Raw genomic sequence first — 26,705 nt, 5'->3', positions numbered from 1 at the left:
CCGGGGCGCGACGAACGACGCCGCCGAAGCGGTGTCCTCCGGCACTCCCAGTGCCGCGCGGTCGACCTTGCCGTTCGGCGTGATCGGCAGTTCGTCCAGGTGGGACCACAAGGAGGGGACCAGGTGTTCGGGCAGGCGGGTCAGCAGGAACGCACGCAGCTCGTCCTGGGCGGGACGCCGGTCGGGGTCGCTCACGACGTGGGCGAGGAGGACCCGGTCGCCCGCTCCCCGTTCGTGGGGCACCACCACGGCGGCGCGGACGAGGGGGTGGGCGGTGAGCGCGGCCTCGATCTCGCCGGGCTCGATCCGGAAGCCGCGGATCTTGACCTGCTGGTCGAGCCTGCCGAAGAACTCGAACACCCCGTCCGGGCGCACGCGGACCTCGTCGCCGGTGCGGTAGAGGCGGCCGCCACCGCCCGCGGGATCGGGCACGAACCAGTCCGCCGTCAGCGACGCCCGGCGGTGGTAGCCGCGTGCCACGCCCGGCCCGCCGAGCAGCAGCTCGCCGCGCTCCCCCGTGGCGACGGGCGTCCCGTCGGCGTCGGCGACGAACGCGTGGGTGTTCGCGATGGGCACGCCGATCGGGATCGGGCCCTCGGTGTCGGCGAGCGACATCCCGCGGTGGGCGCAAGCGAACGTGGTGCATTCGGTGGGGCCGTAGCCGTTGCTCATCTCGGCGCCCAGCTCCTCGATGACCCGGCGGGCCTGCACCGGCGGGACGACGTCGCCGCCCGCGATCACGTGCCGGACGCCGGAGAGCGCGCTCACCCGCGCGTCGACGACCTGCCCGAACAGCCCGGAGCTCAGCCACAGCACGGTCACGCCGAACCGGCGGACGGCCTCCTCGATCGCGGCGGCGGTGGGCACCCCCGGCGGCAGGACCGCCAGCGTCGCGCCGTTGCCGAGGGCGCCCCACAGTTCGAAGGTCGACACGTCGAAACACAGGGACGTGAGCAGCAGGAACACCTGGTCCGCGTCGAAGTCCGCGAAGTCGGACCGGTGCACCAGCCGCACCACGCCGCGGTGGGTGACCTGCACGCCCTTGGGGCGGCCGGTCGAGCCGGAGGTGTACATCAGGTAGATCAGGCTGTCCGGGGTCGTCCCGGCCGCGGGCGGTGTGTCCGGCCGCCCGCTCAGATCCGTCTCGTCGACGAGCACCACGGTGGACGCCGACGCGACCCGGCCGGCGAGCCCGCGCTGGGTGACCGCGACGGCCGCGCCCGAGTCGGCGAGCATGAACTCCAGCCGCTCGGGTGGGTAGGCGGGGTCGAGCGGGACGTAGAAACCGCCCGCCTTGAGGATTCCCAGCATCGCGACGAGCAGGTCCGCACTGCGTTCGAGGCACAGTGCCACCGGGACCTCGTGGCCGACGCCCAGCTCACGCAGCCGGTGCGCGAACCTGTTGGCCCGGCGGTCGAGCTCGCCGTAGTCCAGCCGCTCGTCCCCGAAGAGCACGGCGGTGGCCTCCGGGGTGGCGGCCGCGTGGCGGGCGAACAGTTCGTGCACGCAGACGTCCGGCAGCGGCACGGCCGCGCCACGCTCAGGCAACATGATCATGAAGGTGTCCTCCAGCACGAATACATCCGGCGTCTGGAGCATGACGGGACGCCGGGCGCCGCGGCAGAGACGAACGAGCAGACTCGACGGCAGCCCGGAGCGCCCGGGACCCCTCGGTCCCGGGCGCTCCGAGACGTCAGAACTTTCCGCAGTTGGTCGGCGCTGGCTGACCACCGAAGCGGGAGGCGACCCAGTTCGCGCTGTTCGTGGCCGCGGTGAACCCGGACAGGGCGTGGGTGAAGAACGGGAAAAGGCCGTTGATGGGGCTGTATTGCACCGCCGCGCCCTTTCCGCACCAATCCTTGGCCAGCTGCACGACCTGCGAATTGGGGACGACGTCGTCGTTGGGCGACGATTCCACCAATACCGGCGCGGCCGGCTTCACGTTACCGATTTTCTGTGTCGCGATCACCGACGCGTAAGGCTCTTTGGCGAGGTAGTCCGAAACCTGCTTGCCGTCCTTGGTCAGCGTCGCGGTGTTCTTGAACGCGAAGCCGAACACCGCGTCCAAAGTGCAATAGCCGCCCAGCTGCTGGAGGGCTTCCTTGCCCTGCGCGTTGGTCAGGTCGGTGAGGTTCAGTTCGGGGTAGGCCGCGTTGACTCCCACGATCGCGAACCCTTCGAACCCGGCGTAGAGGCCGCCGTCGAGCGATTTGGCCAGTACGGCCAGATCGGCGGGCGGGGCGCCGGCGTAGGTGCCGACGACGTTCAGTTCCGGCGCGTAGGCCGACGCGAGTTCGGCGGCCGCGGCGGCCGCGCCCCCGCCCTGCGAGTACCCGGCGATCGCGACCGGCGCGCTCGGGGACACCCCGTTGGCGGGCAGCTGCCGGGCGGCCCGGAGCACATCCAGCACGGCGTGCGCCTGCGGCAGCCGCATGGCGTACGTGTGGTCGCCCGGGGTGCCAAGGCCCTGGTAGTCGGTCTGGGCCACGGCGTAGCCCTTAGCCAGGAACCCGTTCATGAACGTGGTCTGCACGCTGCCGACGAGGTCGGACGAGGTGTCCCCGGCGATCGCCTTCGACACGGCGCACTTGTCCGCGACGCCCGCGGTGAACGGGGCGTAGGCGACCACCGGACGCGCGCCGGGACCGGTCCACGGGGCCTGCGGGACCAGCACCGTCCCGGTCACGGCCATCGGCTGGTCGTGGGCGTCCCGCGACAGGTACATCACGCGCGTCGAGGTGACACCGCTCTGGCTGGTGTAGGTCGACGGCAACGTCTTGACCACGTCACCGTTCTGCCCGGCGGGCAACGACGTGGGCGGCGTGTAGAAGTCGGCAGGCGCGGCGATCGAGGCGGGCGCCGCCACCGCCAGGCCACCAGCCGAAGCCAGTAAGGCCAGGAAAACGGCGAGTTTGTGCCGGAAAGGGGAAGCCATTCGAACTCCTCGGCAAGTTTGTGAAACGTTTTCACGCTCGATGGATTCGGATGTTCGTTCCTCCCGGCGCGCGCTGTCAAGACGCCCGGCAGCGGTGCTGACGTACGTCCGGACAACCGCCGATCGAGTACTCACCGCGGTGACTGCTTTTGCCGCGTTCGACTACCCGGCCCGTTCGCGCCGTTCCCGTTGCCGGGCGGGGTCGGGCACCGGCGACGAAAGCAGCAGCGCGCGGGTGTACTCGCGTCGTTCTCCCTCCGGCGAGGGAGACGGGTCCGCCCGTGGCGGGAAGTCCGGGCGGCCGGGAGGGACCAGGCTTCCTGGCATGACAGATTCAGCTCATGTGCTCGACCGGGTGCCCGCGTCCCCCGGTGCCTCCAGGCTGCGGATCGCCCGGCTGGTCGCCTGCTGCGGAGCGATCGCCGCCTGCGTCCCCTACCTCACGCTGAAGATCGCGTGGCTCGCCGGCAGCTCCGTCGGCACGGTCGGCCAGGGCACGGCCGAGATGGCCGACACGAAGCACGTGGTGGGCAACGCCGTCACGATGGGCATGGATCTGGTCGCCATCGTGGTGGCACTGGCGTTCACCTGCCGCTGGGGGCAGCGGCTGCCCGCCTGGCTGGTGCTGATCCCGATCTGGGTGGGAACCGGGCTGCTCGCCCCGATCGCGCTGGGCGTGCCGCTGGGCATCGTGGTCCAGGGATTCGCCGGTGGATCGCCGATCGGAGCCGACAACGGCCTGCACGGCTGGGTGTACGGCGTCGTCTACGGCGGCTTCACCGTCCAGGGGATCATGCTGGTGGCCACGTTCGTGCTGTACGCCCTGGCCCGCTGGACGGAGCTGTTCCGGATGCGGACCGCGGACCTGCGAGCCGCGGCGAGCCGACCCCGCCGGACCGTGCTGGTCACCGTCGCCGCGGTCGTCGCCACCGGCTATGGCGTGATCCAGCTCGTGTGGGCCATCGACGGCGGCGCGCTGGGCGGCTACCCCGCGGCCGTGCAGACCGCCACGCAGCAGACCTTCTGGGCGACCCAGGGAGTGCTGAGCATCGCCGGTGTCCTCGGGCTGCTGACGCTGGTGCACCGCTGGGGACGCGGCCGCTTCCTGCTGCCGCTGGCCGCCGCCTGGATCGGCACCGGAGTCATCTTCGCTTCGGGCCTTTACGCCGCCACCGTCGAAGGCGCCGCGTCGCCGGTGCGGCTCTTCGGGCTCCTGCTCGGCGCGTCCGCCGGGCTCCTCATGGCCGCCGCCGGCCTGCGGCTCCTCGCCGAGCACCACCGGACCCCGGCCGAACCTCACGCCGCAGCCTGAACTGATTGCCCCTGAAGGCCACCATGACGGCGTTAGACGCTGTGATGGTGGCCTTCAGGGGCACGCGGGCGCCGACCAATCCACGAAGCGGTCGGCGCCGAATCACCGATGACACACAGGCTGCGCAAGGATCCGGCTCGGCCCCATTACCTCTGAAGGGCTCAGCATGGCCACTGGCGCCTCGGTGTTCGCACTCCCCTCCGCGACGACTGCCGTCGACGAGGCCCCACCCAGTCCGGAAGCACTGCTGAGCAGAGTCACGCTGGGTGACGAGCAGGCCTTCGCTGGGCTCTACGACCTGCTGGCCGGCCCGATCCTGGGGCTGGTGACCCGCATCCTGCGCAACAGGGCGATCTCGGAAGAGGTCACCCAGGAGGTGCTGGTGGAGATCTGGCGGAAAGCGAGTCACTTCTCGGCCGAACGCGGCAACGTGAAGACGTGGGCACTGACGATCGCCCACCGGCGCGCCATCGACCGGGTCCGCTCGGAACAGGCCGCGAGCGATCGCGAGGAGCGCGCCGAACGGCTGGACCTGCGGCGCCCCTTCGACGAGGTCTCCGAGACCACACTGGCCACTTTGGACCGCGAGCGCGTCAAGGTCGCACTGTCGAGCCTGACGGAGATCCAACGTGAATCCATCAACCTGGCCTACTACAAGGGTTTCACCTATCGAGAGGTCGCCGAGGTGCTGCACGTGCCCGTCGGCACCATCAAAACGCGAATCCGGGACGCTTTGATCCGCCTGCGTGACGCACTGGGAGCGCACTCATGACCACAGCCGACGTCCACGCCCTCACCGGCGCCTACGCGCTGAACGCGGTCACCGACCTCGAACGCGCCTCCTTCGACCGGCATCTGACCGAATGCCCGGCCTGCCGGCAGGAGGTGCTCGAGTTCCGCGAAACCACCGCCCGCCTCGGCGCCGAAACCGGCTCGGAACTCAGCGAGTCCCTGCGCGCCCGGGTGCTGGCCGAGATCGTGGTGACCCGGCAGCTGCCGCCCCGCGTCGCCGGTACCGGGTCCCGCGCTTCGCGGCGGTGGGTGAAGCGGGCCGCGATCGGCGTCCTGTCTGCCGCTGCGGCCGCGGCGCTGTTCGTCGGTGGCATCAACCTGGGCCGGCAGGGGCCCGCGCAGGAGCAGACTCAGGCACAAGGCGTGCCCGGCGCCGCCGTGCTGGCGGCGTCGGACGCGGTGACGGTCGCGGCGCGCGGCACGGACGGTGGCGACGCCACCGCAGTCGTGTCCCGCGGCCAGGGCCAGTTCGTGCTCAACGTCCGCGACCTGCCGGCGCTGGACTCCGCACACACCTACCAGGCCTGGCTCGTCGGAACGCACGGCCCGCAGTCGGCCGGGCTGCTGCGGCCCACCGGCGTCCTCACCGGTGGCCTCCCCCTCGACACGAAGGTCATCGCCGTCACCACCGAACCGGCCGCGGGATCGCCGCGGCCCACCACCCCGGGCGTGGTCAAGGTCGAGCTGGCCTGATCACGCCTGCCCGGCGCCGCCGGATTCCGGCGCTTCGCCGGTGCTTCCCGAAACGCTAGGTTTCGACGCTCTGTGCGGCGTTCTGTGCGGCGTTCTGCAGCCAGGCCACGTGGGCGCCGAACGCGAGGCGTCCCTGCCCGGTGAGCCGGAACCAGGTCCGCGGCCGACGACCCACCGCGCCCTTGCGGACTTCGAGGTAGCCCGCCTCCTCCAGCGCCTTCGAATGCTTGGACAGCACCGAATCCGACACCCCGACGCTCTCGCGCACGGTCGCGAAATCCACCCAGTCCGCCCCGGCGGCGAGCAGCCCGCAGATCGAGAGCCTGGCCAGCGGGTGGATCACCGGGTCCAGGCCGGCTTTCGGTACCGGCGCACTCACGACACCACTGCCCGGCCCGCCCGGATGTCCTTGCGGATCCCCGCCGTCTGCCACAGCAGGCACCGTACCGCCGCCGCGGTGCACACGACGACGAGCACCACGGCGAACGGCCATCGACCGAGCTCGGCCAGCACCGGGACCCCGACGATCCCGGCCACCGCGAACCCGAGCAGGGTCAGCCCGGCCGGTCGGCTCGACGGGTAGGCCCGCAGGGTGCCGCAGGCCAGTTTCGCACCCGTCACGTAGCCAAGGAGCAGGTCGAACACGAGCAGCACGACCAGCGCCGGCATCATCACGGCCCAGCTGCCCACCTCCCAGGAGACGGCCCGGGTGACCAGCGGAGCGGCGAGCGTGGCCAGCATCGCGAGCGCGAACAACCCCGCGTACCACCACGGCAGCCGCACCTTGGCCGCCAGTGCGGCCCGCTGCCGATCGATCTCCTGCAGTGCCAGCGATGCTTCGTTCACAGCTACTCTCCTCGCTCGTCGTGGCATGTACTTTCTAATATGGAAAGTACATGCCACGCGGACAGTCAGCAAATCGCGGCCCACTCCCCCGTTCGCTACCCTTCCGGTCATGACGGACCCTCGGGGGCGTTCCGAGCCGCGTTCCCGCGCGTTCGGGGACGCGGCGCAGGAGTACGACAGGGTGCGGCTGTCACCCCCGCCCGAAGCGGTCCGGTGGCTTGTCAGCCCCGGTAGCACCCTGGTCCTCGACCTCGCGGCGGGCACCGGACAGCTCTGCAGGCGACTCGAGGGGATGGACGTCGGCTTCGTCGCGGTAGAGCCCGACGAGCGGATGCGCGCGGTGCTTCTCGAGCGCTCACCAGGCGCGCGCGTCTTGGCCGGTCTGGCCGAGAACATCCCGCTACGCGACCAAAGTGTGGACGCCGTGGTGGTCGGCTCGGCCTGGCACTGGTTCAACCCCGGCCGCGCCCTCGCCGAAGTCGCCAGAGTGATCCGCGACGGCGGCAGCCTCGGTGTGATCGGCACAAGCCCGGACCCGTTCGTCGCGTGGGTGAACGAGCTGTTTGGCACGGAAGCGGACCCGCACCGCCGCAAGGTCCGCGAGACCTACGCCGACGTCAGCCTCCCACCGGAAGCGCCGTTCGGGCCCGTGTCCACGGCGTCGTTCTCCTCGTCGGTGACAATGCCGGTCGACCAGGTACTGGCCCTGTTCGCGACGCACAGCAACTACCTCGTCGCCACCGACGAGGAGAAGGCAGAGCTCGACCGGCACGCGACCGAGGTGCTCTCCGGTCACACCGGCGACGCCGGTGCGGTGGAGTTGCCCGTCCAGTCCTGGGGCTGGAGAACCGAAAGAGCGCGACGCCCCGGACGTCCCTGACCCGGGTTGACGACGGAGTCGTCGCCGAGTTGTCGTCGAGTTGTCGCCGTGAAGGCCGCGGACATGCCGGTGGCCCCGCCGTGGGTGGCGGGGTGACCGGCCTGTCTGTTTAGCCTGCGAACGCGAGTGGTGGGTGCAGGGTGTTGCGGCGTGGTTTGCGTAGCGGATCCAAATAGTCGGGCGGTATGAACTCCGGGAGTCCGTCTGTGGCGATCCTGACTTCCCACGCTGAGCAGTGGATCAGCCGGTGGTGATGGCCGCACAGGAGTACGAGGTTGTCCAGGTTGGTGAGTCCATTGAGGACCCATTCCAGGATGTGGTGTGCTTGGGTGTGTTTCGGTTTGCGTTTGCAGCCGGGGAACGCGCAGCCGCGGTCGCGGAGTTGTAGGGCTCGTCGTTGGCCTTGGGTGACGAACCGTTTCATCCGTCCCAGGTCGAGTGGTTCACTCGCGGTACCCAGCACCGCGGGAATGATGCCGCAGTCGCAGGCGATAATGCGTGCTTCGGTCGCACTGATGGTTTCGGTGAGGTCGAGGCAGGCGGTGCCGAGTCCGCTGCGTAGCACGTCGAGGGGGATGGTCACCATGATGTGCGCGTGATCCCCATTCTGGATGGGCAGCTCCGGACTGGTGATCACCAGCCCGATGATCTCCCCGTACGCATCCCCGTAGCGTTCGGACATCGAGCGGACGTCCGGTTCGCCTTCGTCGGTGGTGCGCCGCTCCGCGAGCGGATCGAGGACAGCGCGGGTCTGCGCAGCGAGGACCGCGTCAACTTCGATGTGGATCGCGAGCCGACCGTTGTGCTTCTGTTGAAACCGCAATGTCCGCAACGGATAGATCGGGTCCCGGTGATCAGGCTCCGGACCGTCGGGATCCATCCGGTCGAGAATGGTCACCCCGGCGTTGTGAACGTCGTTGCAGGGGGCTTTGCGGGCGAGGTCGACAAGGATTTCCTCGGCCTGTCTTCGCTCATCGTCAAGCACGTCGGTCGGGATTTTCTTCATCACGTCGACGATCGCGTCGACATGTCCACTACCCAACACCCCGTCCCTCGCAGCAGCACCAGTCAACGGTGCGAGAGGCGGACTGTCCGAGCCATCCAGCCGGCGACCGGGGTTGAGAGCAGTCGCCCGGTCGAGGAGTTTCTTCGCCTCACGATGCGTCATCCGCTCCGCATCCACCAGAAACCGTGCCGTCGAGTTGTAGCCGAACAGCTCCCGCGCACCCTGGCGATCAATCTCCGCGAGCACTCGCCCGATAGACGCATCCACCACACGAGACGCTTCGACCAACTGGTGCACGATGGCCGCGAGTTCGCGCGGGCCTGACCGCCACAGGTCCTGTGGCGGTTCGACATACACGTTCGCACTGGTCACACCTCTATACAACCAGAAATCGCACGTATGTTCATCACTCAGTCAGGTACAAAAACGATCACAGAGAGCAGCAGGAAACTCAGTCCACCACCCGAACGGGAAATCGGCGGTCCGTCGCTGCCTGACTGCCGGGCCAGTGTCAGAGGGCGTCCGGAAACTGATGTCATGTCGTCCAGTTTGGCGCCTGGGGCCGCGTGACTGACGGGGACTTTCACATGGTCTGTTCTGGTGAAGGGGACTTTTGTGAGGTTGAGTCGAGGGAAGGTCCCCTTCAGTCGCGACCCCAGGTTTGCCGTGTGCCCTGATGGGAGCCTTCACGGCGTTTAACGCTGTCATGGTGGCCTTCAGGGGCACGCATGAAACGGTCATGGCGGTATGAAACGGGCGAATGGGCAGATTTTCCGTCCTTTGTGGAGGGTAGGCGGCTTCGAAGGCCAGGCCCCCGAGGCTTCGAGCGGCGGCTGCTACGTCAGTTCTCAGACGCGTTCTCAGAGCCCTCCGCTACCCAGGACCGCGCAGGGCGCCGGGGTTGAACCAGAAGTCCACAATGGACGCCGTGGCGAGGTCGAACGCCGGATCCGGCCGCCCCAGGTACGTTGTGACGATGACGTCGGGCGTGCCGCCCAGTGAATGACGTTTGAGCCGGATCGCGGGCGCTCGGCGGCTGGCTTTCGCGCCGTGCTGGAGGCTGATCGAGCGGGGCAGCCACGACATGTGCGTGCTCAGTGGCGGCAGGCTCCCGTTTTCCCGCGCCGCTGTGACGACGACAGTGCAGACCAGGTGGTCGTCGCCGATCAGGAACACCCCGGTGTGCACCGCGAGTGCCTGCGTCGTGGCTTCCAGCAACTCACCGGTGATGATCGGGTGGTGGTACATGGTTTCCCCTCAGCCCTTGCCCCGCAGCCCTTGCCCCCAGCGCCGCAGAGCGGCGGGTGAGCGACAGCAGGGCTTCGTCACCGTCGTCGCCTCCGGTGGGGAGATCACCGATCATGACCCGTTCGGCGTAAACCGTCGCTGGGTGACCGTCAAGACGAGTGACCACAAAGGACGGAAGACCTGTCCGCTGTGGGCTAGCCGGTGGCGCCGAGGCCCACTCGTCCCGGCCATCGGCCCAGCGAACCGAGCAGGCGCCCGACCGGGGCCAGCAGGCTGGACTCGCGCTGGGCGACCAGCACCACGTTCTGCGCCATCATGCTGTGGAGGAACTCGTGGATCGGGCGCAGCGCCAGCCAGTAGACCTGGCCGCGGGCGCCGCTCGGCCGGAACACCAGCCGCTGCCGGTACTGCGTCTCACCCTTCTCGGTGGTCGAGACCGACAGCTCCAGCCAGGTCTGGCCCGGCTCGGCGGCCTTCGACCGCAGGATCACCCGGCGGTGGACGGCGTCGACGCTTTCCACTCGCCACGGTGCCACCAGTTCGCCCGCGCCGGCGAGCCTGCTCACCAGGCCCTGCACGCGCTCGACCAGGGGCGGCGAGTACCAGCCGGACTCCCCGCCGATTTCGGCGCTCGTCTCCCACACCCGCTCGGCCGACGCGCAGCTGATGAACTCGCGCTCGTCGACGAACGCGGGGCCGCCGGAGCCGGGCAGGTCGCCGGGGTGTGGCAGTGCCGAATTCCGGGGCTGCTCGGCCGAGGCCGGGTCCGGCAGGGTGCACACCATCGCGGCGCGCACGGCGTCCTCGAAGGTCAGCGGGCCGCCCGGGGGCGCCCCGACGTGGCCGACGATGTCGTTGTCCCGGCACACCAGCGGATGCGCGAGCGACTCGATCAGCGGCTCGGCGACCGCGGCGGACACCGGCGTGAGCTGTTCCACCAGGCGGGCCAGCAGTGCGGGTGAGACCATCGGCGTGGTCGGCATGAACCGGGGGAACAGGCCCACCGTCCGGCCGTAGCGCTGGATCATCTGCCGGTAGCTCAGCACGTCCGGGCCGCCGATGTCGAACTCGCGGTTGACCTCGGGCGGCAGCTCGGCGCAGCCGGCCAGGTAGTGCAGCACGTCGCTGACCGCGATCGGCTGGGTGGGGTTGTCCGCCCACGCGGGCAGCGGCAGCACCGGGGCGCTCTCGGTGAGGTAGCGCAGCAGCTCGTAGCTCGTCGAACCGGATCCGACGATCACCGACGCCTGCAGGACCACCGCGGGCACCCGGCCCCGCAGGAACAGGTCGCCGACCTCGGCCCGGGACGCGAGGTGGCGCGAGGCGGGCCGTTCGTCGTCCTCGGCCGGACGCAGGCCGCCCAGGTAGACAATCCGGCGCGCGCCCGCCGCCGCGGCGGCCTCGGTGACCAGTGACGCGGCGGTCGCGTCCAGCTCCTGGAAGTCACGCTCGGCCAGCGAGTGGACCAGGTGGTAGACCACGTCGACCTCGCGCAGGGCGTCGCGCACAGCGGCCGGGTCGAGCACGTCGCCGGTGACGATCTCGACCTCGGCGCACCCGCTGGGCAGGCGGACCTTGGCCGGAGTGCGGACCAGGCAGCGCACGTCATAGCCCGCCGACACGAGCCGGGGCACCAGCCTGGTGCCGATGTAGCCGGTCGCTCCAAGAACGAGAACGCGGTTCATGATCACCCTCCTGGTCGGTGAAAATCCACAGTGGACGGAACAGGGTCCCGCCGGGCGGAGATAAAAGCACAGCACCGTCGTCCGGCGAATTCGGAGAAAGCAATCGTGTATCGAACAATTCGAACCATCGCGTTTCCGGTGCTGGTCTCATGACAGCCCGCTGAGCTGCGGGAAACAAGGCAGGTACACGAACCTGCAGCAGGACCGTCGCACTGGGCGGGCCGTTCTAACATCGCGGAAGAATCCGAATCCAGACCGGGCATTCAGCGCCGGCAACAATACAACGGAGGGCCAGGCAAGTGGCCAAAACCATGATTGAGGCCGTCGGCGTCACGAAGTCGTTCGGCTCCGTGACCGCGCTGCAGGGCATCGACCTGTCGGTGGCCGAGGGGTCGATCCACGGCCTGCTCGGGCACAACGGCGCCGGCAAGACCACGCTGGTGCACATCCTGTCCACCCTGCTGCCGCCGACCAGCGGTTCGGCGAAGGTCTGCGGGTTCGACGTGACCGCCCAGCCCAAGCAGGTCCGCAAGCGCATCGGGCTGACCGGGCAGTTCGCCTCGGTGGACGTCGCGTTGTCCGGCCGCGACAACCTTGGCCTGATCGCGCGGCTGCTCGGCGCGAGCCGCAAGCAGGCACGCGGCCGCACCGACGAACTGCTCGAACTGTTCGACCTGACCGAAGCCGCCAAACGACCGGCCGCCCAGTACTCGGGCGGGATGCGCCGGCGCCTCGACATCGCGGCCAGCCTCGTCGGCAGGCCCGAGGTGATCTTCCTCGACGAGCCGACGACCGGGCTGGACCCGACGGCGCGCCTGAGCGTCTGGGAGACCATCGAGCGACTGGCCGGGGCGGGCGCCGCGGTGCTGCTCACCACCCAGTACCTCGACGAGGCCGACCGGCTCTGCGACCGGATCACCGTGCTGTCCGAGGGCGCCATCGTGGCGGGCGGCGCGCCCGCCGAGCTCAAGGCCGAGGTCGGCCAGCGCATGGTCACCGTGACCTTGCGCGCCGAGACCGACGTGCCCTCGGCGCTGAACGCCGTCGCGCTGGTCGGCCTGCGGGGCAGGCACGAGTCAGGGGCGGCGGTGAGCGTCCCGGTCGCCACGTCCGGCGACCTCGCGATCGTGGTGCGGGCGCTGAACGACGCCGGTACCGAGGTCGCCGAGCTGGCCTTCTCCGAGCCGACGCTGGACGACGTCTACCTCGCCCAGACCCGCAGGCCCGCCACGCAGGCGGCGTAGCCCACCCGACTCTCCACCCACGAAGGAGCCACCCAGATGACGGTCATCGACGCCGCCACCACCCAGCAGGGCTCACCGGCCCCGCCCCAGCCCCGCACCGAGCAGTGGCAGGCGAGCAGTGTGTTCACCCAGACCCTCGCGCTGACCGGCCGGTCGATCCGGCCGTACCTGCAGCCGGGGGTGCTCATCATCACCTTCATCGAGCCGCTGGTGATGCTACTGATGTTCGGCGGCGTGCTGCGCGTGCTCGGCGAGGTCCCCGGGCTGCCGTCCGGGGTGTCCTACATCGACAACCTGGTGCCGGCGATCATGGTGATCACCGCGGTCGCCGCCGGCGCGCAGGCGGGCAACGGCCTCATCGCCGACCTGCGCAACGACGTGATCACCCGGTTCCACACCATGCCGATCGCCCGGTTCACCGTGCTGCTGGCCCGTAGCCTCGCGGACTCGGCCAGGGGCCTCTACCAGCTGATCGCGGTCGCCATCCTCGGCGCGCTGATCTTCGGGTTCGACCCGCCCGGCGGGATCCCGGGCATCCTCGGCGCGATCCTCGTCAGCCTGATCGTGGGCTGGTCGATGAGCTGGATCTTCATCACCATGGCCGCCCTGCTGCGCAACGGCGACGTGCTGCGGATGATCACCACGATGCTGACGTTCCCGCTGTTGTTCGCCTCCAACGCCTTCGTGCCGATCGACTCGCTGCCGAGCTGGCTGCAGGTGATCGCCAACGCGAACCCCGTCTCGTCGGCCAACGCGGCGGCGCGGGGCATGGCGACCGGGCAGATCACACTGGGCCAGTTCGTCACCACCGTGCTCGTCTGCCTGGCCGTGGTGCTGGTGTGCGGGCCGGTCGCCAACCGGGCGTTCCGCGTCCTGTAACCAAAGACCACCTTCGCGGCTGCCTACCCTGCAGCGACGGCGAAGGCCCGCCTGCCCGGCAGATCCCGCTCACCAGGCGAACACCGGGCCGGCCTCCCTGGCCGGTGCCGGCGGACTCCCCCTCCCGCCGGCGCCGGCTTCCCCCGATCCCGTGCCGCCCACCAGTTCACCGCTGGTGGGCGGCACTGTCTTGTGTGGACAGTGCGCCCATCGCGGACGGTACTGTCTCGTGTGGACATACCCCCCCGGCGGGCTGGCCCACACCCTGACACAGCGAGAAGCCCCGCCCGTGGAATACGGGCGGGGCGGCGTTGACCCATAAGGAAAGCCGCCACCGGGGCGGGGAGCCCTGGCGGCGGCTTTCGCCGCACACGAAGTTACTGGCTGATGCTCGCGGTGCGCGGTCTGGTGACGCGGACGTAGTCCGCTGTGGACAGTGCCATGGACAGGTCCAGCTTGGCGGCGTTGAAGTACAGCGTGTCCTGGTGCAGCAGGTCTTCGTCGACGAGCAGCTCCAGCTCGGGGTGGAACGAGAACGGCATGATCGTGCCGCTCACGCACCCGGCCAGCCGCTCCGCGGTCTCGCGGCTGGCGAAGCCCGCCTTGCGGCCGCCACCCAGCTCACGGACCTTGTCGAGGTCGAGCCGCCGGTCGCCGGGGACGACGGCCAGCACGAACCGGCTGGTGCGCTTGTCCGGGCGCACCACCACGACGAGGCATTTGGCGGCCTGGGCGAGGTCGTGCCCGCGCAGCTCGCTGGCGAGCTCCGTGCACCCCTGGGGTTCGTGCTCGATCAAGCGGTACGGGGCATCCTGCTCCGCGAGCAGCGCGCACAGTCTCCCGTACGCGCTGCCCGTGGTGGTCTGTTCGGTCGTCGTCATGTCTTGGCCTCGAATCCGGCTTCGGCGCGGGATCAGACGGTGATGCCACCGTCGATCTGGAACACCGAGCCGGTGACGTAGCCCGCCCGCTCGCTCGCGAGGAAGGCGACCAGGTCGGCCACCTCCTCGCCACGGCCGAACCGGCGCAGCGGGATCTGCTTGGCCGCCTGCTGCTTGACCTTGTCCGACAGCCCGGCGGTCATGTCCGTCTCGATGTAGCCCGGCGCCACCACGTTGGCCCGGATGTTGTACCGGCCGACCTCCTTGGCCAGGGCCTTGGAGAAGCCGATGATGCCGGCCTTGGACGCCGAGTAGTTGGACTGCGTGGCGTTGCCGTACACGCCGGCCACCGACGACAGGTTGATGATCGAGCCGGACTTGCGCTTCATCATCTCGAAGATCGCCGCGCGGCAGACGTGGTAGACGCCGTCCAGGTTGGTGTCGAGCACGCTGTGCCAGTCCTCATCGGACATCAGCACCAGCGGGTTGTCCTTGGTGATCCCGGCCGAGTTGACCACGACGTCGATCGGCCCGAGCTCGGACTCGGTGCGCGCGACCCAGGCCTTCACCGACGCCGACTCGGTCACGTCGACCTTCGCCGCCAGCACCCGCACGCCCAGCTCGCCCGCCGTCTTCTCCAGCTCCAGCGCCGCCTGCTCGTTGGACTGGTAACAGAAACTGACGTCGAAACCGTCGGCGGCCAGCCGCGCCACGATGGCCCGGCCGATGCCGCGGGACCCGCCGCTGACCAGTGCGATCCGCGATTCGTTCGCTGCCATGACCTACTCCCTCACTGACTGCCTGATTGACCGGCGCGCGCGGAGCTGAGCAGCTCGCCGGGCCGGAACGCCATCGTCATCCGGCCGACGGTCAGCACCGGTTCGGCGCCGACGCGGCTGGTTCCTTCGAAGATCATCGTGTCGTTCAGCGCGCGGTAGAGCCGGGCGTGGTGTTCGACCAGGTCACCGGGGAACACCGGGCGGTGGAACTCGACGTCGTTCATGGAGCCGAACAGCATGATCTGGCCGTCGGCCGCCGAGCGGGCGATCTGCTTGGCGAGGATGCCCGCCGTCTGGGTCCACGACTCGATCAGGAGGAACTCCGGGTAGGCGAGATCCGCCTCACTGGCGTCCGGGCCGAGCCGCGAGTACCACGGTTCGTTGATGGTGACGGCCTTGACCGTGCGGACGAAGTCGGGCTCGCCCACCTCGAGGATGCGGTCGACGAGCAGCATGGGGTATCGGTGTGGCAGCATGCTCCGGACACTGGCGGGGCCGATCATGACGCCTCCTCGGGCTGGTAACGCAGTCGGACGGACGCGGCCGGGCCCCGATCGGTGCCGACCCGCGCGCTGCAGCGCCAGTCCAGGCCGCGCTGGGCCCACTGGAGCTCGATCGAAAGCACGTCGCCGGGGTAGACCGCGCTGGTGAACCGGGTGGACTCCACCGCGGCCAGGCGCAGGATGCCGGCGTCCGCGGGCGCGGCGACCTCCGCGCCGCGCCGGACGCATTCCAGGACGCACACGCCGGGGAAGATCGGGAAATCCGGGTAGTGCCCGGCGAAGACGGGCTCGTCCGCGTTGATCGACACCGAGACGGTGGCGGACCACTTCCCGCTGAGGTCGTCGAACTCCAGCCGCTCCACCCGCCGTTCGGCGAGGACCGGGCTGGTCACGGGCGCCCCCGCAGCTTCGCGGAGACCAGCTCGTGCGCGCTGCGGAGCGTCCGCACCGAGCGCATCTCCGACTCGCTGAACTTGACCCCGTACCGGCGTTCCAGCACGACGATGACCTCCAGTGCCATCAGCGAGTCGACCGCCAGCGTCTTCACGAAGTCGGCGTCGTCGGTGACCTCGGTGAGGTCCGCGTCGACGGTCTCCGCCAGCAGCACCCGCATCTCTTCCCGGTCGAGCTCGGCGATCGTTTCGATCGACATGTCGTTCCTCCTTGGTGATAGTCGTCAGTTCAGTCGCGGGTCAGGCACCGAGCAAGCGCAGCGCGGCGCAGGAAACGAGGCCGTTGTCGTCCACAGCGGACACGAGCGCGACGGCGCCGGACGGCGCGGCGGACCGTTCGGCCAGCCCCAGCAGCGAGGCGATCTGGAAGGCGGCCGACGCCGCCGCGGTGTCCCCGATCGGGGCCATCGACGGCGCCCGGCCGAGCACCTGCTCGCCGAAGCGCGCCGTGAGCACCGCCTGTTCCTGTTCGCCGGTGAACCCGCCGATGCCCGAGGGCGACACGGCCCACACCTGCGCGTCGGCCACGCCACCGCGGGCGAGGACGCCGTCGACACAGGCGCGCAGCGCGGAGCGCAGGTCACCTTCGAGGTAGACGCGCGACTCGATCGCGAGGATCTCGGCGAGTGCGGGCTTCTCCGGGGTCGCGGACCCGGCGGGCTGCAGGAGGAACATGGCGCAGCCCTCACCGAGCAGGGCGGTTTCCGCGCCGCGCCGGTGGTGGTCGAGCCACGCCCGTGCCGAGGAGAACTCCTCGGCGGCCCCGCACAGCACGGACTCCGCGCGGCCGGAAGCCAGCAGGCCCGCCGCGTAGCTGAGCGCGGAGAGCCCCGCGACCCGGCCACCGGCGATGGTGGTGTTGGGCCCCTTGAGCTCGTGCCAGATGGCGCACTGGCCCGCGGCGCAGTTCATCACCGCGTTGGGCATCTGCGACGGGTCGACGTAGAACGGGCGCTCCCCGACCAGCGAGGCGCGGGTGAAGTCCATCATGGACTGTGCGCTGCCGGTGGTGGTGCCCAGCACGAGGCCGGTCCCCTCGGCGTCGCCGAGCCTGGCCCCCGCCGAGTCGCGCAGCAGGTCTCGCACCGCGGTCACGGCCAGGCCGGTCACCCGGTCCATCGAGCGGGTGCCCTTCTTCCCGAGCACCTCGCGCAGCGCGAAGCCGGGCACCACGCACGCGTGGTCGTCCGGGCCGGACCACTGTTCGGCGTCCAGCGTCGAGACACTGTCCTTTCCGGACACCACCCCGGCTGCGAACTCGTCCTTGCCGATGCCGAACGGGGACACCGCGGACCACGCGGTGATCACCGGCCGGGCCGGGATTGTCGAAGAGGTCACGATCGCTTCCGTTCTGCTCGGTGTCCGTATTCAAAGTCCACTGTGAAGTCCGCTACGCAGTCCGCTGTGTGGTGTCCGATGTGGACTCATCAGGCGGGGACCGGTTCGGTTGCGGGCGAACGCAGCACCAGCACGGCGCTGCCGTCGTCACCGTCGCTACCGGAGGTCAGGTACACCGGACCGCCGTCGCCGTCACGGAACCGGCCGATCGCCGCCGCGCACTGCACGACGCCCAGCGCACCGGAGAGATGTCCCCAGGTCGCGGACAGGTCGTGGCGCGCGACCCCTGCCAGCGTGGCCGAATCCGCCTGGAGACCCGCCGGGACGAACCAGCCGGTGGGACCGTCAGTCTCGGTGGCGGCGACCTTTTCGAGGCAGCCCGCGAGATCCGGGCCGCGGGTCTGCGCGCCGAGCACGGCGTACACCGTCGCTCCGCGCTCCGCGGCGGCCTCGGCCGACTCCAGCACGATCGCCGCGCCGCCGTCGGCCACGCGCTCGCCGACCAGGCTGCGGACGATCTCGTTGTCCGGCTCGATGCCGACCACGACCGCCCGGTCCGCTCGCCCGGAGCGCAGCAGCGTGGCCGCCCACCGGACGGCGTCCAGCCCGGAGGTCGCACCGTTGCACATCATCAGGTTCGGCCCGTGCAGGCCGAAGCGGATGGCGACCTCGGAGGAGATGATGTTGCTCGACGCGTTGGGGGTGTCCATCGGGCTGAGCCCGCGGCTGGTCTCCTCGGCGATCGTCTTGGTCACCCGGCACGCCGTCTCGACGTTGCCCAGGTTGGAACTGACCACCACGGCGACCCGCGTGCCGTCGACGGTCAGTTCGCCGTCGGCCAGCAGGCCCGCGTCGACCAGCACACGCTGTGCCACGCTCAGGCCGATCTGGGTCGCGCGGTCCTTGTAGCGCAGGCCTTTGCGGCCGAGCACGGCCGACGGATCGACCACGCCGTCCGGGCCGGCCGCCGCGAACAGTGCCTCTGCGGACTCGGCGCCCGGCAGGGCGACCCCGACCCCGGTCACGGTGATCATCACGGTGCCTCGACAATCGCCACGGCGTTGATCCCGCCGAATCCGAACCCATGGACTTCCGCCAGGGAGACTTCGTGCTTGGCCTCGGCGTCCCGGACGAGCCGGAACCCGTCGGCCTCGGGAATGGGGTCGGTCAGGCCGAGGATCGGCGGGACCTTCCCGGTCGCCATGACCTGCAGCGCCACCACGAGGCTGAGCAGGCTGGACGAACCGCTGGTGTGCCCGGTCATCGACTTGATCCCGGTCATCACCGGGCCGCTCGCGGCCTCGCCGAACACCTCGGCGTAGGCCTGCGCCTCGACCAGGTCGTTGAGCGGGGTGCCGGTGCCGTGCAGCATGACGAGGTCGATGTCGCGAGGCGAGACCCCGGCGTGCGCGTGCGCCTGCCGGATCGTCGCGGCGACCCAATCCCGATCCGGGGCGGTGGGGTGCTTCGCGTCGCAGGTCAGGCCGACCCCGCGCAGGCGCCCCCACAGCCGTCCGCCAGGCCAGTCGAGATCCTCGCGGCGCAGCACCACGGCCGCGGCGCCGTCGCCGAGGATCGTGCCCTGGCGGTTCGCGTCCAGCGTGCGCACCGCGGTGGGCGGGGTGGGCTGGACCCGGTCGGCCAGGCCGAACATGCTCTCGGTGATCGAGTCGACGCCCGCCACGATCACGGTGTCCGCCTCGCCGAGGTTCAGCAGGTCCGCGCCGAGGGCCAGCGCGTACAGCGAGGCCGAGCAGGCGTTGGAGATCGTGTGGGTGTCGGCGGCGCCGAACCGCTCGCGCAGCGCCGTGCCGAAGTGGAGCCGGTCCGCGCCGAAGGCGGCGGAGTCGCGCCACCACAGCTCCGCGGAGCGCAGTTCGCGCAGCCCGGTCCCGACGAGGACGGGGATCCCGGAGAGGTCCTCCCCCAGCCCGGCCCCGGCGGCCGCCTGGCCGACGGCGTCGAGCAGGAACCCGGTGGCACGCAGCGTGCGGTCGGGCGCGGGGCCGGTCCGGTCGTCGATCTCGTAGAGCCGCCCCGCGGTGAACCGGCTGGGGTCGAAGCCCCGCATCGCGCCGAGGCCGCTGCGGCCGGCGCACAAACTCGTGAAGACCTCGGTGCTGTCGCGGCCGATACTGGCCACCGCACCGACGCCGGTGATGGGAATCCTCACCGCTCGTCCTCCAGATACTTGCCAAGGATCACGATCGCGTTGTTGCCGCCGAAGGCGAGCCCGTTGTTCTGCACGATGCGCAGGTCGGCCTCGACCGACTCGTTGGGCACGCAGTCGATCTCGCACTCCGGATCGGTCTTCCGGTGGTTGATGGTCGGCGGGATGAACCCGTGGTACACGGCCAAAGAACAGGCGATGGCGGCCAGCGCGCTGGCGGCGCCCATCGTGTGCCCGAGCATCGACTTGAGCGACACGGTGCGCGGCGGGCCGTCGCCGAAGACGTCGTGGATCGCCCGCGCCTCGGTCACGTCGTTGGCCTTGGTGCCGGTGCCGTGCGCGGAGATCAGGTCGACCTCCTGGGCCTTGATGCCCGCGTTGTCCAGCGCGATCTGCATGCACCGGGCGACACTCGCCTGGTTCGGCGCGACCTGGTGGTAGGCGTCGCAGTTCATGCCGTAGCCGAGGACTTCGGCGTAGACGCGCGCACCTCTGGCCCGTGCCGAAGCCAGGCTCTCCAGCATCAGCACGGCGGCGCCCTCACCGGTGAGGATGCCCTTGCGGTCGGCGTCGAACGGGCGGCAGACGTCCGGCGCGATCGTGCCGAGCCGGTAGAAGCCGGTGAAAGTCTTGCGGCACATGGCGTCCGCGCCACCGCACAGGGCGTAGTCCACCTGCCCGGAGCGGATCGCGTCGAAGGCCTGGCCGATCGAGTAGTTGCCCGCGGAACACGCGGTCGCGATGGTGACGGCCTCCACATTGGACAGCCGGAGTTCCTGGGCGGCCGCGATGGACAGCCGGTTGGGCGACACCCGGCGGGCGACCACCGGGTCCATGGCCTCGGGGCCCCCGTCGACCTCCATCCCGACCAGGTGGTCGAGGTCGTAGGACTCGCCGTCGGTGGTGCCGATCGAAATCATCCCCCGCTTCTCGCGGAGTACTTCCAGGTCGACCCCCGCGGAGTCGACGGCCATCCGCGCCGCGGCGACGGAGAACTGCGTCGCGCGGCCCAGCGTCTCGATGGGCAGGTTCTTGATCCAGCGCTCGGGCTCGAAACCGACGATCTCGCAGCCGTTCGCGTGGGCGAAACCCTCGGTGTCGAAAATCGTGATCGGCTTCGCGCCGCTTCGCCCGGCGCGTAATCCTTCGGCAAAGGCGTCGGCGCCGACACCGATACTGGAAAACACGCCGCAGCCGGTCAGGACGACGCGGTTCGCCGCATCGTCTCGCATCGCATCATCAGTGGTCACAGACATGGGTCTCCCTCGGTACGGTCCGATCGCCGGTGCTCTGGCCGGCTCCGATCCGGGAGGCCCGCACGAGGCCTGCCTCCCGGATCGGTGAAGCTCTGCTTCCAGCCGGGAATCCCGGCTAGCCCGCGTTGATCGACTCGTCGATCACGGCGTACACACCGTCGAGGTTGACCATGCGCTCGAGCTCGGTCTGGTCGATCATCACCTTGAACTCCTTCTCCAGGCCGGCGAGGATCTCGATGGCCAGCAGGGAGTCGGCGCCGTGGTCCTCCTTGAACAGGCTGGTCGAGGTGACCTCGACCTGCTCGAGCTCGAGGACGTCGCAGACGACCTCCTTGATGCGTGCCTGGCGGTCGGTGTCGATGCTGATAGTCACAGAAATTCACTTCCCTCTCTGGGTGGTGTTCATTTTTCGGGCGGTCATCGTTCGCGAATCCGACCGCGCACGTTCTGGGGTCATCCGGCCACTTCGGCCAGAGCTTTGGTTCCGGTCCGGCCGCGCCGGGCGCCACCCCGGCAGACGTCGCGCGGGTCCCAGCCCGCGCCCCGGCCGGGCAACCGGTCCGGGTCGCCGAGCACCTGCCCGCGGCGGGCGTCGGCGAGCAGGTTCGCGCCGAGGATGCCCGCGGCGCAGGAGATCCCGCCGAGCATGACCCCGGCGACGCCGTTGCCGGTCTGGGTGCTGGCGCCGACGACGTGCAGGCCCCGGACACTGGTGGCGGTACCGGGCCGCGCGGTGCCGCCCCAGTCCGCCATGCCGAACGGCGTGCCGCCCGACGACAGGGTGTAGCGCTCGTGGGTCAGCGGGGTGGCCGCCTCCAGGTGCGTGATGTGCCCGCGCACGGGCCCGATGGCCTTTTCCGCCGCCCGCAGCGTCGCGTCGGTCAGCAGTTGCTTCTTACGCAGGTATTCCGGGTCACGGCGGTAGTCCCCGCCGCTCGCGGGCCCGTCGGTGACGCCCCACCAGCCGTAGTCGGCCGGGCAGAGCGTCATCAGCTGGAGGTTCGCGTGCCCCGGCGGGCACAGTGTCCGGTTGCCGGGATCCTTGCGCGAGGCGAACGAGCCGAACAGGAAGGGCACCTCGTCGAGCGACTCGGTGCTCACCTGGCTGAAGTAGCCGTCGATGTCGTCGGTGTCGTACCACCACAGGTTGGCGTTCGGCCGTTCGGCAAGGTCGATGTCCAGGCCGAGGTAGAGCACCAGCCAGGGCATCCCCATCTGGGCGTTGCGGGTGCGGGTGACCAGGGAATCGGGGAAATGCTCCCCGCCGACCAGGTCGAGCACCGTGCGGCGGTAGTCCGCGTTGGACACCACGAGGTCCGCGGTGACGACCTCTCCGCCGTCGAGCCCCACGCCGGTCACGGCGCGGTCCTCGACGAGGATGCGCCGCACCCGGGTGCGGGTCCTGAGCTGCCCGCCGTGTGCCTCGATCACCTCCACCAGCCCGGCGGCGAGGGTCTGGCCGCCGCCCGCCGGGTAGTAGGCGCCGCGCAGGTAGTGGTCGATGACGCTGGTGTGCCTCAGCACCGTCGCCTGTCGCGGGGTCAAACCGTAGTTGGGCGCCTGCGCCGCCAGCACCGTCCGGGCCTTTGTGGACAGTCCGCAGTGGTTGAACAGGTCGTCCAGCCGCTTTCGCCCCCACTGGCGGGTCACCGGGGTGCTCGCCGCGATCTCCAGCGGGGTGTGCTCGTGCCCGGTGAACAGCGCGGTGCGCTGCTCCTCGCCGATCGCCGAGCAGATCTCGACGAACAGCCCGAGCCCGGCGGCCTCGTCCGGCATCGCCGCCCGCAGCCGCTCGCCGTAACCGCGCCAGCCGACCGGCATGTCGACCGAGACACCGGGCACCCGGATCTGGTCGAAACCGTCCGGATCCATCTCCAGGAAACTGATCCGGTCGTGCAGCCCGACACCGTCCAGAATGGACGGGATCACGCCGCCCGGCGCGCAGTCGCCGAGATAGTGGACCCCGACGTCGAACTCGTAGCTGCGACGGCGGCGGAACACGTGGGTGTTCCCGCCCGCCACGGAAAACTGCTCCAGGACCAGGACGCGCTTACCGCTCGCGGCCAGGTAGGCGGCACAGGTCAGCCCGCCGAGCCCGGCGCCGACCACGATGGCGTCCCAGTCATGGCCGCTCGTGGTTCGAGTAGTCGAAGTGTCCACAATGGTCTCCTCAGCCACAGCCGCCGGCGTGGCCCTGGTCCGCACCGGCGGCCAGCAGCCCGGGGTTTCCGGCGAAATCCTGGTCCAGCTCCGCCGGTGTGGCGGGTGCGTGGGTTTCCCGGAAGGCGCGGACGAAGGCGTCCACCCGGTCCACGCCCCAGAACTTCTCGCGGCCGTTGATGAAGAACGGCACCCCGAACAGCCCGTCGTGGGCCGATTCGGCCAGCAGGGCCGCACCGCGCTCGCGCAGGCCCTCGTCCTGGGCCGCGGTGGACAACCGGTCCGCGTCGAGGCCGAGTTCCGCCGCGATACCGGCGATCACGGCGGGCTCGGAGATGTTCTTGCCCTCCTGCCAGCGTGCCCGGGACGCCGCGGCCACGAACTCCTGGCCGCGGCCCTCGTCGGCGGCGGCCAACCACGCCAGGTGGGCGACCTCCCAGCACGGCTCACGGTCGATGGGCCAGGTGATCTCGGTCAGGCCCCTCGCCGTGGCCAGCCTGCGGGTGTCCTGCAGGATGTAGAAGTTCTTCGCCCGGCTCATCGGGACGATCGGCAGGGTCACCCCCTGCTCGGCCAGCAGGCGCGCGGTCCACTCGTCCGGCTCCCAGAACGGCAGCCACTCGACGGCGTCGAGCATCTCCGGGTTGGTCAGGCTCATGTCACGGTAGGCGAACCAGGAATACGGGCTGCGCAAGGAGAAGTACCAGCGCGAACCCCGGCGGGAAGCCATGCGAGTTCCTCCGAACTGTGTCTTGGTGGGGTCGTCTTGGGTTACTGGACGCGCAGCGCGCGGCGGACCTCGTCGTCGAAGACCATCATCTGCCACTCGGCCTCGGCGGATTCCTTGTGGCAGTAGCCATGGGTGATCGAGCCGGTGGCGGTCTGGACGAGCTTGCCGTCGCGGACGACGTAGTAGTCCACGCGCGAGGTGTAGAGCATGTCCTTGAAGACCGACTCGACCGTGTAGACGGTGTAGAGGTCCTCTTCCATGATCGCCTCGTCGGTGAAGCGCAGCTTGCACTGCGTCACCACGGGGATCCAGCCGCGCTCGTTGAGCATCCGCTTGATGCTGATCCCGCGGGAGGCGACGAACAGGTGCTTGGCCTCCTCCATCTGGCGCAGGTAGCCCGACATCTGCATGCGCTCGGTGAAGTGGCAGTAGTAGTAGGGGATCCGCCATTTCCAGCCGAAGGCGTTGCTGTCGCCCATGATCTCGGCCAGCACCGGGTCGGTGTCGGCGGTCTCACCGCGGTGCACGGCGCCGTAGAAGTCGTCCGACGGGGTGGCGGACAGCTCGGTGGGTTCGGCGGTGGCGATCCGGGCGACGACGAAACGGGAGAGCGCGTCGGGCAGCGGCGCCGGGTCGAGCACGTTGGTGTCGCGGCGGAGCAGGACCTTCTGCTTGGAGCTGACGGCCTTCTTCGGGGCGCCGTCGCGCTGCACGGTCGCGGTCACCGAGAAGACCAGCTCGTCGTCCTTGTCTCGGATCTTCGGGGTCACCTCCAGCACCACGTCGTCGTCCAGCGTGAGCACGGTGTGCAGCCGGGTTTCCACCCCGACGACGTCGAAGTTGACGCCGTGGGTGAGGTACAGCTCGGTGGCACCGAGGCCCGCCGCGCGGAAGTGGTCGAGCACCGCGGCTTCGAGCAGGTTGTTGACGCACTTGAACCCGATGGCGGTGTTGATGTTCCCGCCCTCGTAGGACGGGCGCAGCGTGACCGAGCTCGGCTCGGTCAGCAACGCCTGGATCGCGACGTCGGACATGATGGTCATCGAGGTGTCTCCCGTTGCTCAGGTGAGGCCGGCCGGGATCGGCCCGGCAGGCAGGGTGGCGAGGAACTCTTGGACTGCGTGGGAAAACTGGTCGGGACGCTCGATCATCGGCGAGTGTCCACAGTGGTCTATCCGCTGGAGCGAGGCGTTGCCGAGACGGCCGGCGAGTACCTCGCCCTCGGTGGGCGGCGCGATCGGGTCGCGGTCGCCGACGATGACGTGCACGGGCAGGTCGATCAGGTCCACCGGCAGGAACGGCGTCCGGAGGTAGGCGTCGAGGTGGCGCAGCACCCAGTACGGTCCCAGCTGGGTGCACGCGCGCTGAGCCATTTCCCCGCGAATCCCGGGGTCGAGGCTCTTCCGCCCGGCGAGCCGGATTCCCTCGTCCGCGCCCAGCACCAGCCGGTCGAGGCAGTCGGGCAGCTCGTCCCAGGTGAACTCGTCGGCCCGGCGCCGGTAGAACGGTGCGACGAGCACGACGGCCCGGATGCCGTACTCGGTGAACGGGTCCTTGGCCGCCGCCGCGGTTTCGGCGAGCAGGCGCAGCAGCAGGACCGTGGCGAACGAATGCGCGATCACGACGTCGAACCCGCCGGGCACCCGGCCGATCGCCTCGGCGATCCAGGTGCTCTGATCAGGTTCGACGGCCGCGAACGGCCCGCCCGCCCGCCACGGCAGGGCCGCGGTCCAGCAGTCCAGGTTCGCGGGACTGTTCGCCAGGAACGCGTCCCAGCAGCTCACGCTGCTGCCCAGGCCGTGCAGCAGCAGGGCGCGGTGCTCGCCGGTGGCGAACGCGTCCTGCTGTCGGAGCACAAGTGGCTCGACATCGCTGTGACCGGACACCGGAGAACCCTTTCGCGAGATTGAATGCGGGAAAGTACGTCAGCTCTGTTGTTTCATTTGCCGAGTTTCGCTTGCTGAACCGCTGCCACGACGCTACCAATCTTCGGCGCAGAGGCGAACGACTCATCAACTTTTTTGTACCGGGAGTTCTGCGGGCTTTTCTTCCTCGCCAATGATCCCGGGATATTCACGGGACAACCTCTACGGGTGAAAAAGAATTCGCGCAATACACGCGGCCGAATCGGCCGGGGTTTTTCCGGAACCTGCGACTACAAGTTTTTCCATTCGGCCACCACATCGGCGGCCGCACCCGGTGTGAACCCCGCCCGCCTGGCGGCCATGAGCGCCTTGGGCCAGTTCAGGGTCAGCACCGCGCGCAACAGCGGGCCTTGCTGGTAGGCGACGGCGAAACGCCGTCGCGGCCCGGCGCCGTGCACCACGGTGACCGTGTCCGCCGGGTCGGGGTAGCCGAGCAGTTGCAGTTTGCCGCCGTACTGGTCGGACCAGAAGAACGGCTGGTGCCGATGCGCGACCGGCGAGGGCTCGACGAGGTTGCGCACCACGGTGGCCGCCTGCTCGACGGCGTTGGACCAGTGCTCCACCCGCACGTGCCTGCCCGCCACCGGATCGAGGCAGCGGGCGACGTCGCCGAGCGCGTAGACGGTGCGTTCGGAGTCGGCCGCGCAGTACTCGTCGACAGCGCAGTACTCATCACAACGGATCCCGCCGTCGGCGTCGAGGCCGATGCCGGAACCGGCAAGCCAGCCCGTGTTCGGCCGCACCCCGAGCCCCAGCACGACGACGTCCGCGGCGAGCGTGCGGCCGTCGGCGAGCTCCACCCCGGTCACCGCCGGGTCGCCGAGCAGCCGGGTCACGCCGGTGCCGCACACCAGGCGGACGCCGTTGTCCTGGTGCAGCAGGGCCAGCTCGTGCGCGACCTCGGTGCCGAGCACGCCCGCCAGCGGCGCGGGCAGCGCCTCGACGAGCGTGACGTCGCCGCGACCGCGCCGATGAAACCGCCGCCGACGAC

The 26,705-nt window shown here is 69.9% G+C and carries 28 protein-coding genes and 1 pseudogene; 6 read left to right on the top strand and 23 right to left on the bottom strand.

The window, feature by feature from the left end; genetic code table 11:
* Positions 1-126 precede the first annotated feature (126 nt).
* The 3 genes and pseudogenes from QMK34_RS47965 to QMK34_RS30040 all read right to left on the bottom strand — a co-directional run.
* Positions 127-1,551, bottom strand: a pseudogene (locus QMK34_RS47965) (amino acid adenylation domain-containing protein); the annotation flags it as partial.
* Between the two features lie 142 nt (positions 1,552-1,693).
* Positions 1,694-2,935 carry a lipase family protein gene (locus QMK34_RS30045; RefSeq protein ID WP_326417885.1) on the bottom strand — a complete coding sequence of 414 codons (1,242 nt, stop codon included), beginning with the start codon at positions 2,933-2,935 and terminating at the stop codon, positions 1,694-1,696.
* 162 nt (positions 2,936-3,097) lie between these two features.
* Positions 3,098-3,262 carry a hypothetical protein gene (locus QMK34_RS30040; RefSeq protein WP_326417884.1) on the bottom strand — a complete coding sequence of 55 codons (165 nt, stop codon included), beginning with the start codon at positions 3,260-3,262 and terminating at the stop codon, positions 3,098-3,100.
* Here QMK34_RS30040 and QMK34_RS30035 point away from each other — a divergent pair.
* From QMK34_RS30035 to QMK34_RS30025, 3 genes are all read left to right on the top strand, one after another.
* Positions 3,261-4,247, top strand: coding sequence for a hypothetical protein (locus QMK34_RS30035; RefSeq protein ID WP_326417883.1), 987 nt, complete (start codon positions 3,261-3,263; stop codon positions 4,245-4,247). The two genes, QMK34_RS30040 and QMK34_RS30035, sit on opposite strands and share 2 nt — an antisense overlap.
* Positions 4,248-4,413: 166 nt before the next feature.
* Positions 4,414-5,019 carry an ECF RNA polymerase sigma factor SigK gene (gene sigK, locus QMK34_RS30030; protein WP_326417882.1) on the top strand — a complete coding sequence of 202 codons (606 nt, stop codon included), beginning with the start codon at positions 4,414-4,416 and terminating at the stop codon, positions 5,017-5,019.
* Entirely contained in the window at positions 5,016-5,732 is a 717-nt protein-coding gene (locus QMK34_RS30025; RefSeq protein ID WP_326417881.1) for an anti-sigma factor, read from the top strand. The genes sigK and QMK34_RS30025 overlap by 4 nt, the downstream gene beginning before the upstream one ends.
* A 55-nt stretch (positions 5,733-5,787) precedes the next feature.
* On the opposite strand, the gene QMK34_RS30020 is transcribed toward QMK34_RS30025, so the two are convergent.
* A complete protein-coding gene (locus QMK34_RS30020) occupies positions 5,788-6,111 on the bottom strand; it encodes a winged helix-turn-helix domain-containing protein (protein WP_326417880.1) in 324 nt (107 codons plus the stop codon).
* Complete coding sequence (locus tag QMK34_RS30015; protein WP_326417879.1) at positions 6,108-6,578, bottom strand: hypothetical protein; 471 nt, start codon at positions 6,576-6,578, stop codon at positions 6,108-6,110. The genes QMK34_RS30020 and QMK34_RS30015 overlap by 4 nt, the downstream gene beginning before the upstream one ends.
* A gap of 109 nt (positions 6,579-6,687) precedes the next feature.
* On the opposite strand from QMK34_RS30015, the gene QMK34_RS30010 reads away from it, so the two are divergent.
* Complete coding sequence (locus QMK34_RS30010) at positions 6,688-7,458, top strand: class I SAM-dependent methyltransferase (RefSeq protein WP_326417878.1); 771 nt, start codon at positions 6,688-6,690, stop codon at positions 7,456-7,458.
* A 109-nt stretch (positions 7,459-7,567) separates the two neighbouring features.
* On the opposite strand, the gene QMK34_RS30005 is transcribed toward QMK34_RS30010, so the two are convergent.
* The 3 genes from QMK34_RS30005 to QMK34_RS29995 form a co-directional block, all read right to left on the bottom strand.
* On the bottom strand, positions 7,568-8,836 hold the full coding sequence (locus QMK34_RS30005) for an HNH endonuclease signature motif containing protein (protein WP_326417877.1): 1,269 nt from the start codon (positions 8,834-8,836) through the stop codon (positions 7,568-7,570).
* 501 nt (positions 8,837-9,337) lie between these two features.
* The gene (locus tag QMK34_RS30000) at positions 9,338-9,712 is read right to left on the bottom strand and encodes a hypothetical protein (RefSeq protein WP_326417876.1); all 375 of its coding nucleotides are present in this window, start codon (positions 9,710-9,712) and stop codon (positions 9,338-9,340) included.
* Positions 9,713-9,906: 194 nt separating this feature from the next.
* Positions 9,907-11,397 (bottom strand): DUF2867 domain-containing protein, encoded by a 1,491-nt coding sequence (locus QMK34_RS29995; protein ID WP_326417875.1) that lies wholly within the window; start codon positions 11,395-11,397, stop codon positions 9,907-9,909.
* A 299-nt stretch (positions 11,398-11,696) separates the two neighbouring features.
* Here QMK34_RS29995 and QMK34_RS29990 point away from each other — a divergent pair, with 299 nt between their 5' ends.
* The gene (locus QMK34_RS29990; protein WP_326417874.1) at positions 11,697-12,641 is read left to right on the top strand and encodes an ATP-binding cassette domain-containing protein; all 945 of its coding nucleotides are present in this window, start codon (positions 11,697-11,699) and stop codon (positions 12,639-12,641) included.
* A 36-nt stretch (positions 12,642-12,677) separates the two neighbouring features.
* Positions 12,678-13,520, top strand: coding sequence for an ABC transporter permease (locus QMK34_RS29985; protein ID WP_326417873.1), 843 nt, complete (start codon positions 12,678-12,680; stop codon positions 13,518-13,520).
* Positions 13,521-13,897: 377 nt separating this feature from the next.
* On the opposite strand, the gene QMK34_RS29980 is transcribed toward QMK34_RS29985, so the two are convergent.
* From QMK34_RS29980 to QMK34_RS29910, 15 genes are all read right to left on the bottom strand, one after another.
* Entirely contained in the window at positions 13,898-14,401 is a 504-nt protein-coding gene (locus tag QMK34_RS29980) for a YbaK/EbsC family protein (protein WP_326417872.1), read from the bottom strand.
* Positions 14,402-14,433: 32 nt separating this feature from the next.
* On the bottom strand, positions 14,434-15,180 hold the full coding sequence (gene fabG, locus QMK34_RS29975) for a 3-oxoacyl-[acyl-carrier-protein] reductase (RefSeq protein ID WP_326417871.1): 747 nt from the start codon (positions 15,178-15,180) through the stop codon (positions 14,434-14,436).
* A gap of 11 nt (positions 15,181-15,191) precedes the next feature.
* The gene (locus QMK34_RS29970; RefSeq protein ID WP_326417870.1) at positions 15,192-15,683 is read right to left on the bottom strand and encodes a 3-hydroxyacyl-ACP dehydratase FabZ family protein; all 492 of its coding nucleotides are present in this window, start codon (positions 15,681-15,683) and stop codon (positions 15,192-15,194) included.
* Positions 15,680-16,075 carry a 3-hydroxyacyl-ACP dehydratase FabZ family protein gene (locus QMK34_RS29965; RefSeq protein WP_326417869.1) on the bottom strand — a complete coding sequence of 132 codons (396 nt, stop codon included), beginning with the start codon at positions 16,073-16,075 and terminating at the stop codon, positions 15,680-15,682. The genes QMK34_RS29970 and QMK34_RS29965 overlap by 4 nt, the downstream gene beginning before the upstream one ends.
* The gene (locus QMK34_RS29960) at positions 16,072-16,335 is read right to left on the bottom strand and encodes an acyl carrier protein (RefSeq protein WP_326417868.1); all 264 of its coding nucleotides are present in this window, start codon (positions 16,333-16,335) and stop codon (positions 16,072-16,074) included. The genes QMK34_RS29965 and QMK34_RS29960 overlap by 4 nt, the downstream gene beginning before the upstream one ends.
* 40 nt (positions 16,336-16,375) lie before the next feature.
* On the bottom strand, positions 16,376-17,473 hold the full coding sequence (locus tag QMK34_RS29955) for a beta-ketoacyl synthase N-terminal-like domain-containing protein (RefSeq protein ID WP_326417867.1): 1,098 nt from the start codon (positions 17,471-17,473) through the stop codon (positions 16,376-16,378).
* An 89-nt stretch (positions 17,474-17,562) separates the two neighbouring features.
* Positions 17,563-18,507: a beta-ketoacyl synthase N-terminal-like domain-containing protein gene (locus tag QMK34_RS29950; RefSeq protein ID WP_326417866.1), complete on the bottom strand. Its 945-nt coding sequence runs from the start codon at positions 18,505-18,507 to the stop codon at positions 17,563-17,565.
* The gene (locus QMK34_RS29945) at positions 18,507-19,646 is read right to left on the bottom strand and encodes a beta-ketoacyl-[acyl-carrier-protein] synthase family protein (protein WP_326417865.1); all 1,140 of its coding nucleotides are present in this window, start codon (positions 19,644-19,646) and stop codon (positions 18,507-18,509) included. The genes QMK34_RS29950 and QMK34_RS29945 overlap by 1 nt, the downstream gene beginning before the upstream one ends.
* Entirely contained in the window at positions 19,643-20,875 is a 1,233-nt protein-coding gene (locus tag QMK34_RS29940) for a beta-ketoacyl-[acyl-carrier-protein] synthase family protein (RefSeq protein WP_326417895.1), read from the bottom strand. Before QMK34_RS29940 ends, QMK34_RS29945 begins: the two co-directional genes overlap by 4 nt.
* Before the next feature lie 139 nt (positions 20,876-21,014).
* On the bottom strand, positions 21,015-21,272 hold the full coding sequence (locus tag QMK34_RS29935; protein ID WP_326417864.1) for an acyl carrier protein: 258 nt from the start codon (positions 21,270-21,272) through the stop codon (positions 21,015-21,017).
* Positions 21,273-21,352: 80 nt separating this feature from the next.
* Positions 21,353-23,059, bottom strand: coding sequence for a phytoene desaturase family protein (locus QMK34_RS29930; protein ID WP_326417863.1), 1,707 nt, complete (start codon positions 23,057-23,059; stop codon positions 21,353-21,355).
* Positions 23,060-23,069: 10 nt separating this feature from the next.
* Positions 23,070-23,789, bottom strand: a complete 720-nt coding sequence (locus QMK34_RS29925; RefSeq protein WP_326417862.1) for a 2-hydroxychromene-2-carboxylate isomerase — start codon at positions 23,787-23,789, stop codon at positions 23,070-23,072.
* 41 nt (positions 23,790-23,830) lie between these two features.
* Positions 23,831-24,832 carry a thioesterase family protein gene (locus QMK34_RS29920; RefSeq protein ID WP_326417861.1) on the bottom strand — a complete coding sequence of 334 codons (1,002 nt, stop codon included), beginning with the start codon at positions 24,830-24,832 and terminating at the stop codon, positions 23,831-23,833.
* Between the two features lie 18 nt (positions 24,833-24,850).
* Positions 24,851-25,675, bottom strand: coding sequence for an alpha/beta fold hydrolase (locus QMK34_RS29915; protein ID WP_326417860.1), 825 nt, complete (start codon positions 25,673-25,675; stop codon positions 24,851-24,853).
* Between the two features lie 269 nt (positions 25,676-25,944).
* Positions 25,945-26,705 (bottom strand): FAD-dependent oxidoreductase (locus tag QMK34_RS29910; RefSeq protein ID WP_326417859.1); only part of this gene is annotated, 761 nt, incomplete at its 5' end.

It is taken from the genome of Amycolatopsis sp. H20-H5 (assembly GCF_035828755.1).
GTDB lineage: Bacteria > Actinomycetota > Actinomycetes > Mycobacteriales > Pseudonocardiaceae > Amycolatopsis.
Note: the sequence above shows the minus strand (reverse complement) of the source record. Positions and strands in the feature narration are given on the sequence as shown.

Bases quoted from the DNA above. Each gene is read 5' to 3' on its own strand.
- QMK34_RS30010 (WP_326417878.1), top strand. From the start codon at position 6,688: ATGACGGACCCTCGGGGGCGTTCCGAGCCGCGTTCCCGCGCGTTCGGG.
- QMK34_RS29995 (WP_326417875.1), bottom strand. From the start codon at position 11,397: ATGAACCGCGTTCTCGTTCTTGGAGCGACCGGCTACATCGGCACCAGG.
- QMK34_RS30000 (WP_326417876.1), bottom strand. From the start codon at position 9,712: ATGTACCACCACCCGATCATCACCGGTGAGTTGCTGGAAGCCACGACG.
- QMK34_RS29950 (WP_326417866.1), bottom strand. From the start codon at position 18,507: ATGATCACCGTGACCGGGGTCGGGGTCGCCCTGCCGGGCGCCGAGTCC.
- sigK (WP_326417882.1), top strand. From the start codon at position 4,414: ATGGCCACTGGCGCCTCGGTGTTCGCACTCCCCTCCGCGACGACTGCC.
- QMK34_RS29920 (WP_326417861.1), bottom strand. From the start codon at position 24,832: ATGACCATCATGTCCGACGTCGCGATCCAGGCGTTGCTGACCGAGCCG.
- QMK34_RS29925 (WP_326417862.1), bottom strand. From the start codon at position 23,789: ATGGCTTCCCGCCGGGGTTCGCGCTGGTACTTCTCCTTGCGCAGCCCG.
- QMK34_RS29980 (WP_326417872.1), bottom strand. From the start codon at position 14,401: ATGACGACGACCGAACAGACCACCACGGGCAGCGCGTACGGGAGACTG.
- QMK34_RS29940 (WP_326417895.1), bottom strand. From the start codon at position 20,875: ATGCGAGACGATGCGGCGAACCGCGTCGTCCTGACCGGCTGCGGCGTG.
- QMK34_RS30045 (WP_326417885.1), bottom strand. From the start codon at position 2,935: ATGGCTTCCCCTTTCCGGCACAAACTCGCCGTTTTCCTGGCCTTACTG.
- QMK34_RS29985 (WP_326417873.1), top strand. From the start codon at position 12,678: ATGACGGTCATCGACGCCGCCACCACCCAGCAGGGCTCACCGGCCCCG.
- QMK34_RS29960 (WP_326417868.1), bottom strand. From the start codon at position 16,335: ATGTCGATCGAAACGATCGCCGAGCTCGACCGGGAAGAGATGCGGGTG.
- QMK34_RS29970 (WP_326417870.1), bottom strand. From the start codon at position 15,683: ATGATCGGCCCCGCCAGTGTCCGGAGCATGCTGCCACACCGATACCCC.
- fabG (WP_326417871.1), bottom strand. From the start codon at position 15,180: ATGGCAGCGAACGAATCGCGGATCGCACTGGTCAGCGGCGGGTCCCGC.
- QMK34_RS30025 (WP_326417881.1), top strand. From the start codon at position 5,016: ATGACCACAGCCGACGTCCACGCCCTCACCGGCGCCTACGCGCTGAAC.
- QMK34_RS30040 (WP_326417884.1), bottom strand. From the start codon at position 3,262: ATGCCAGGAAGCCTGGTCCCTCCCGGCCGCCCGGACTTCCCGCCACGG.
- QMK34_RS30035 (WP_326417883.1), top strand. From the start codon at position 3,261: ATGACAGATTCAGCTCATGTGCTCGACCGGGTGCCCGCGTCCCCCGGT.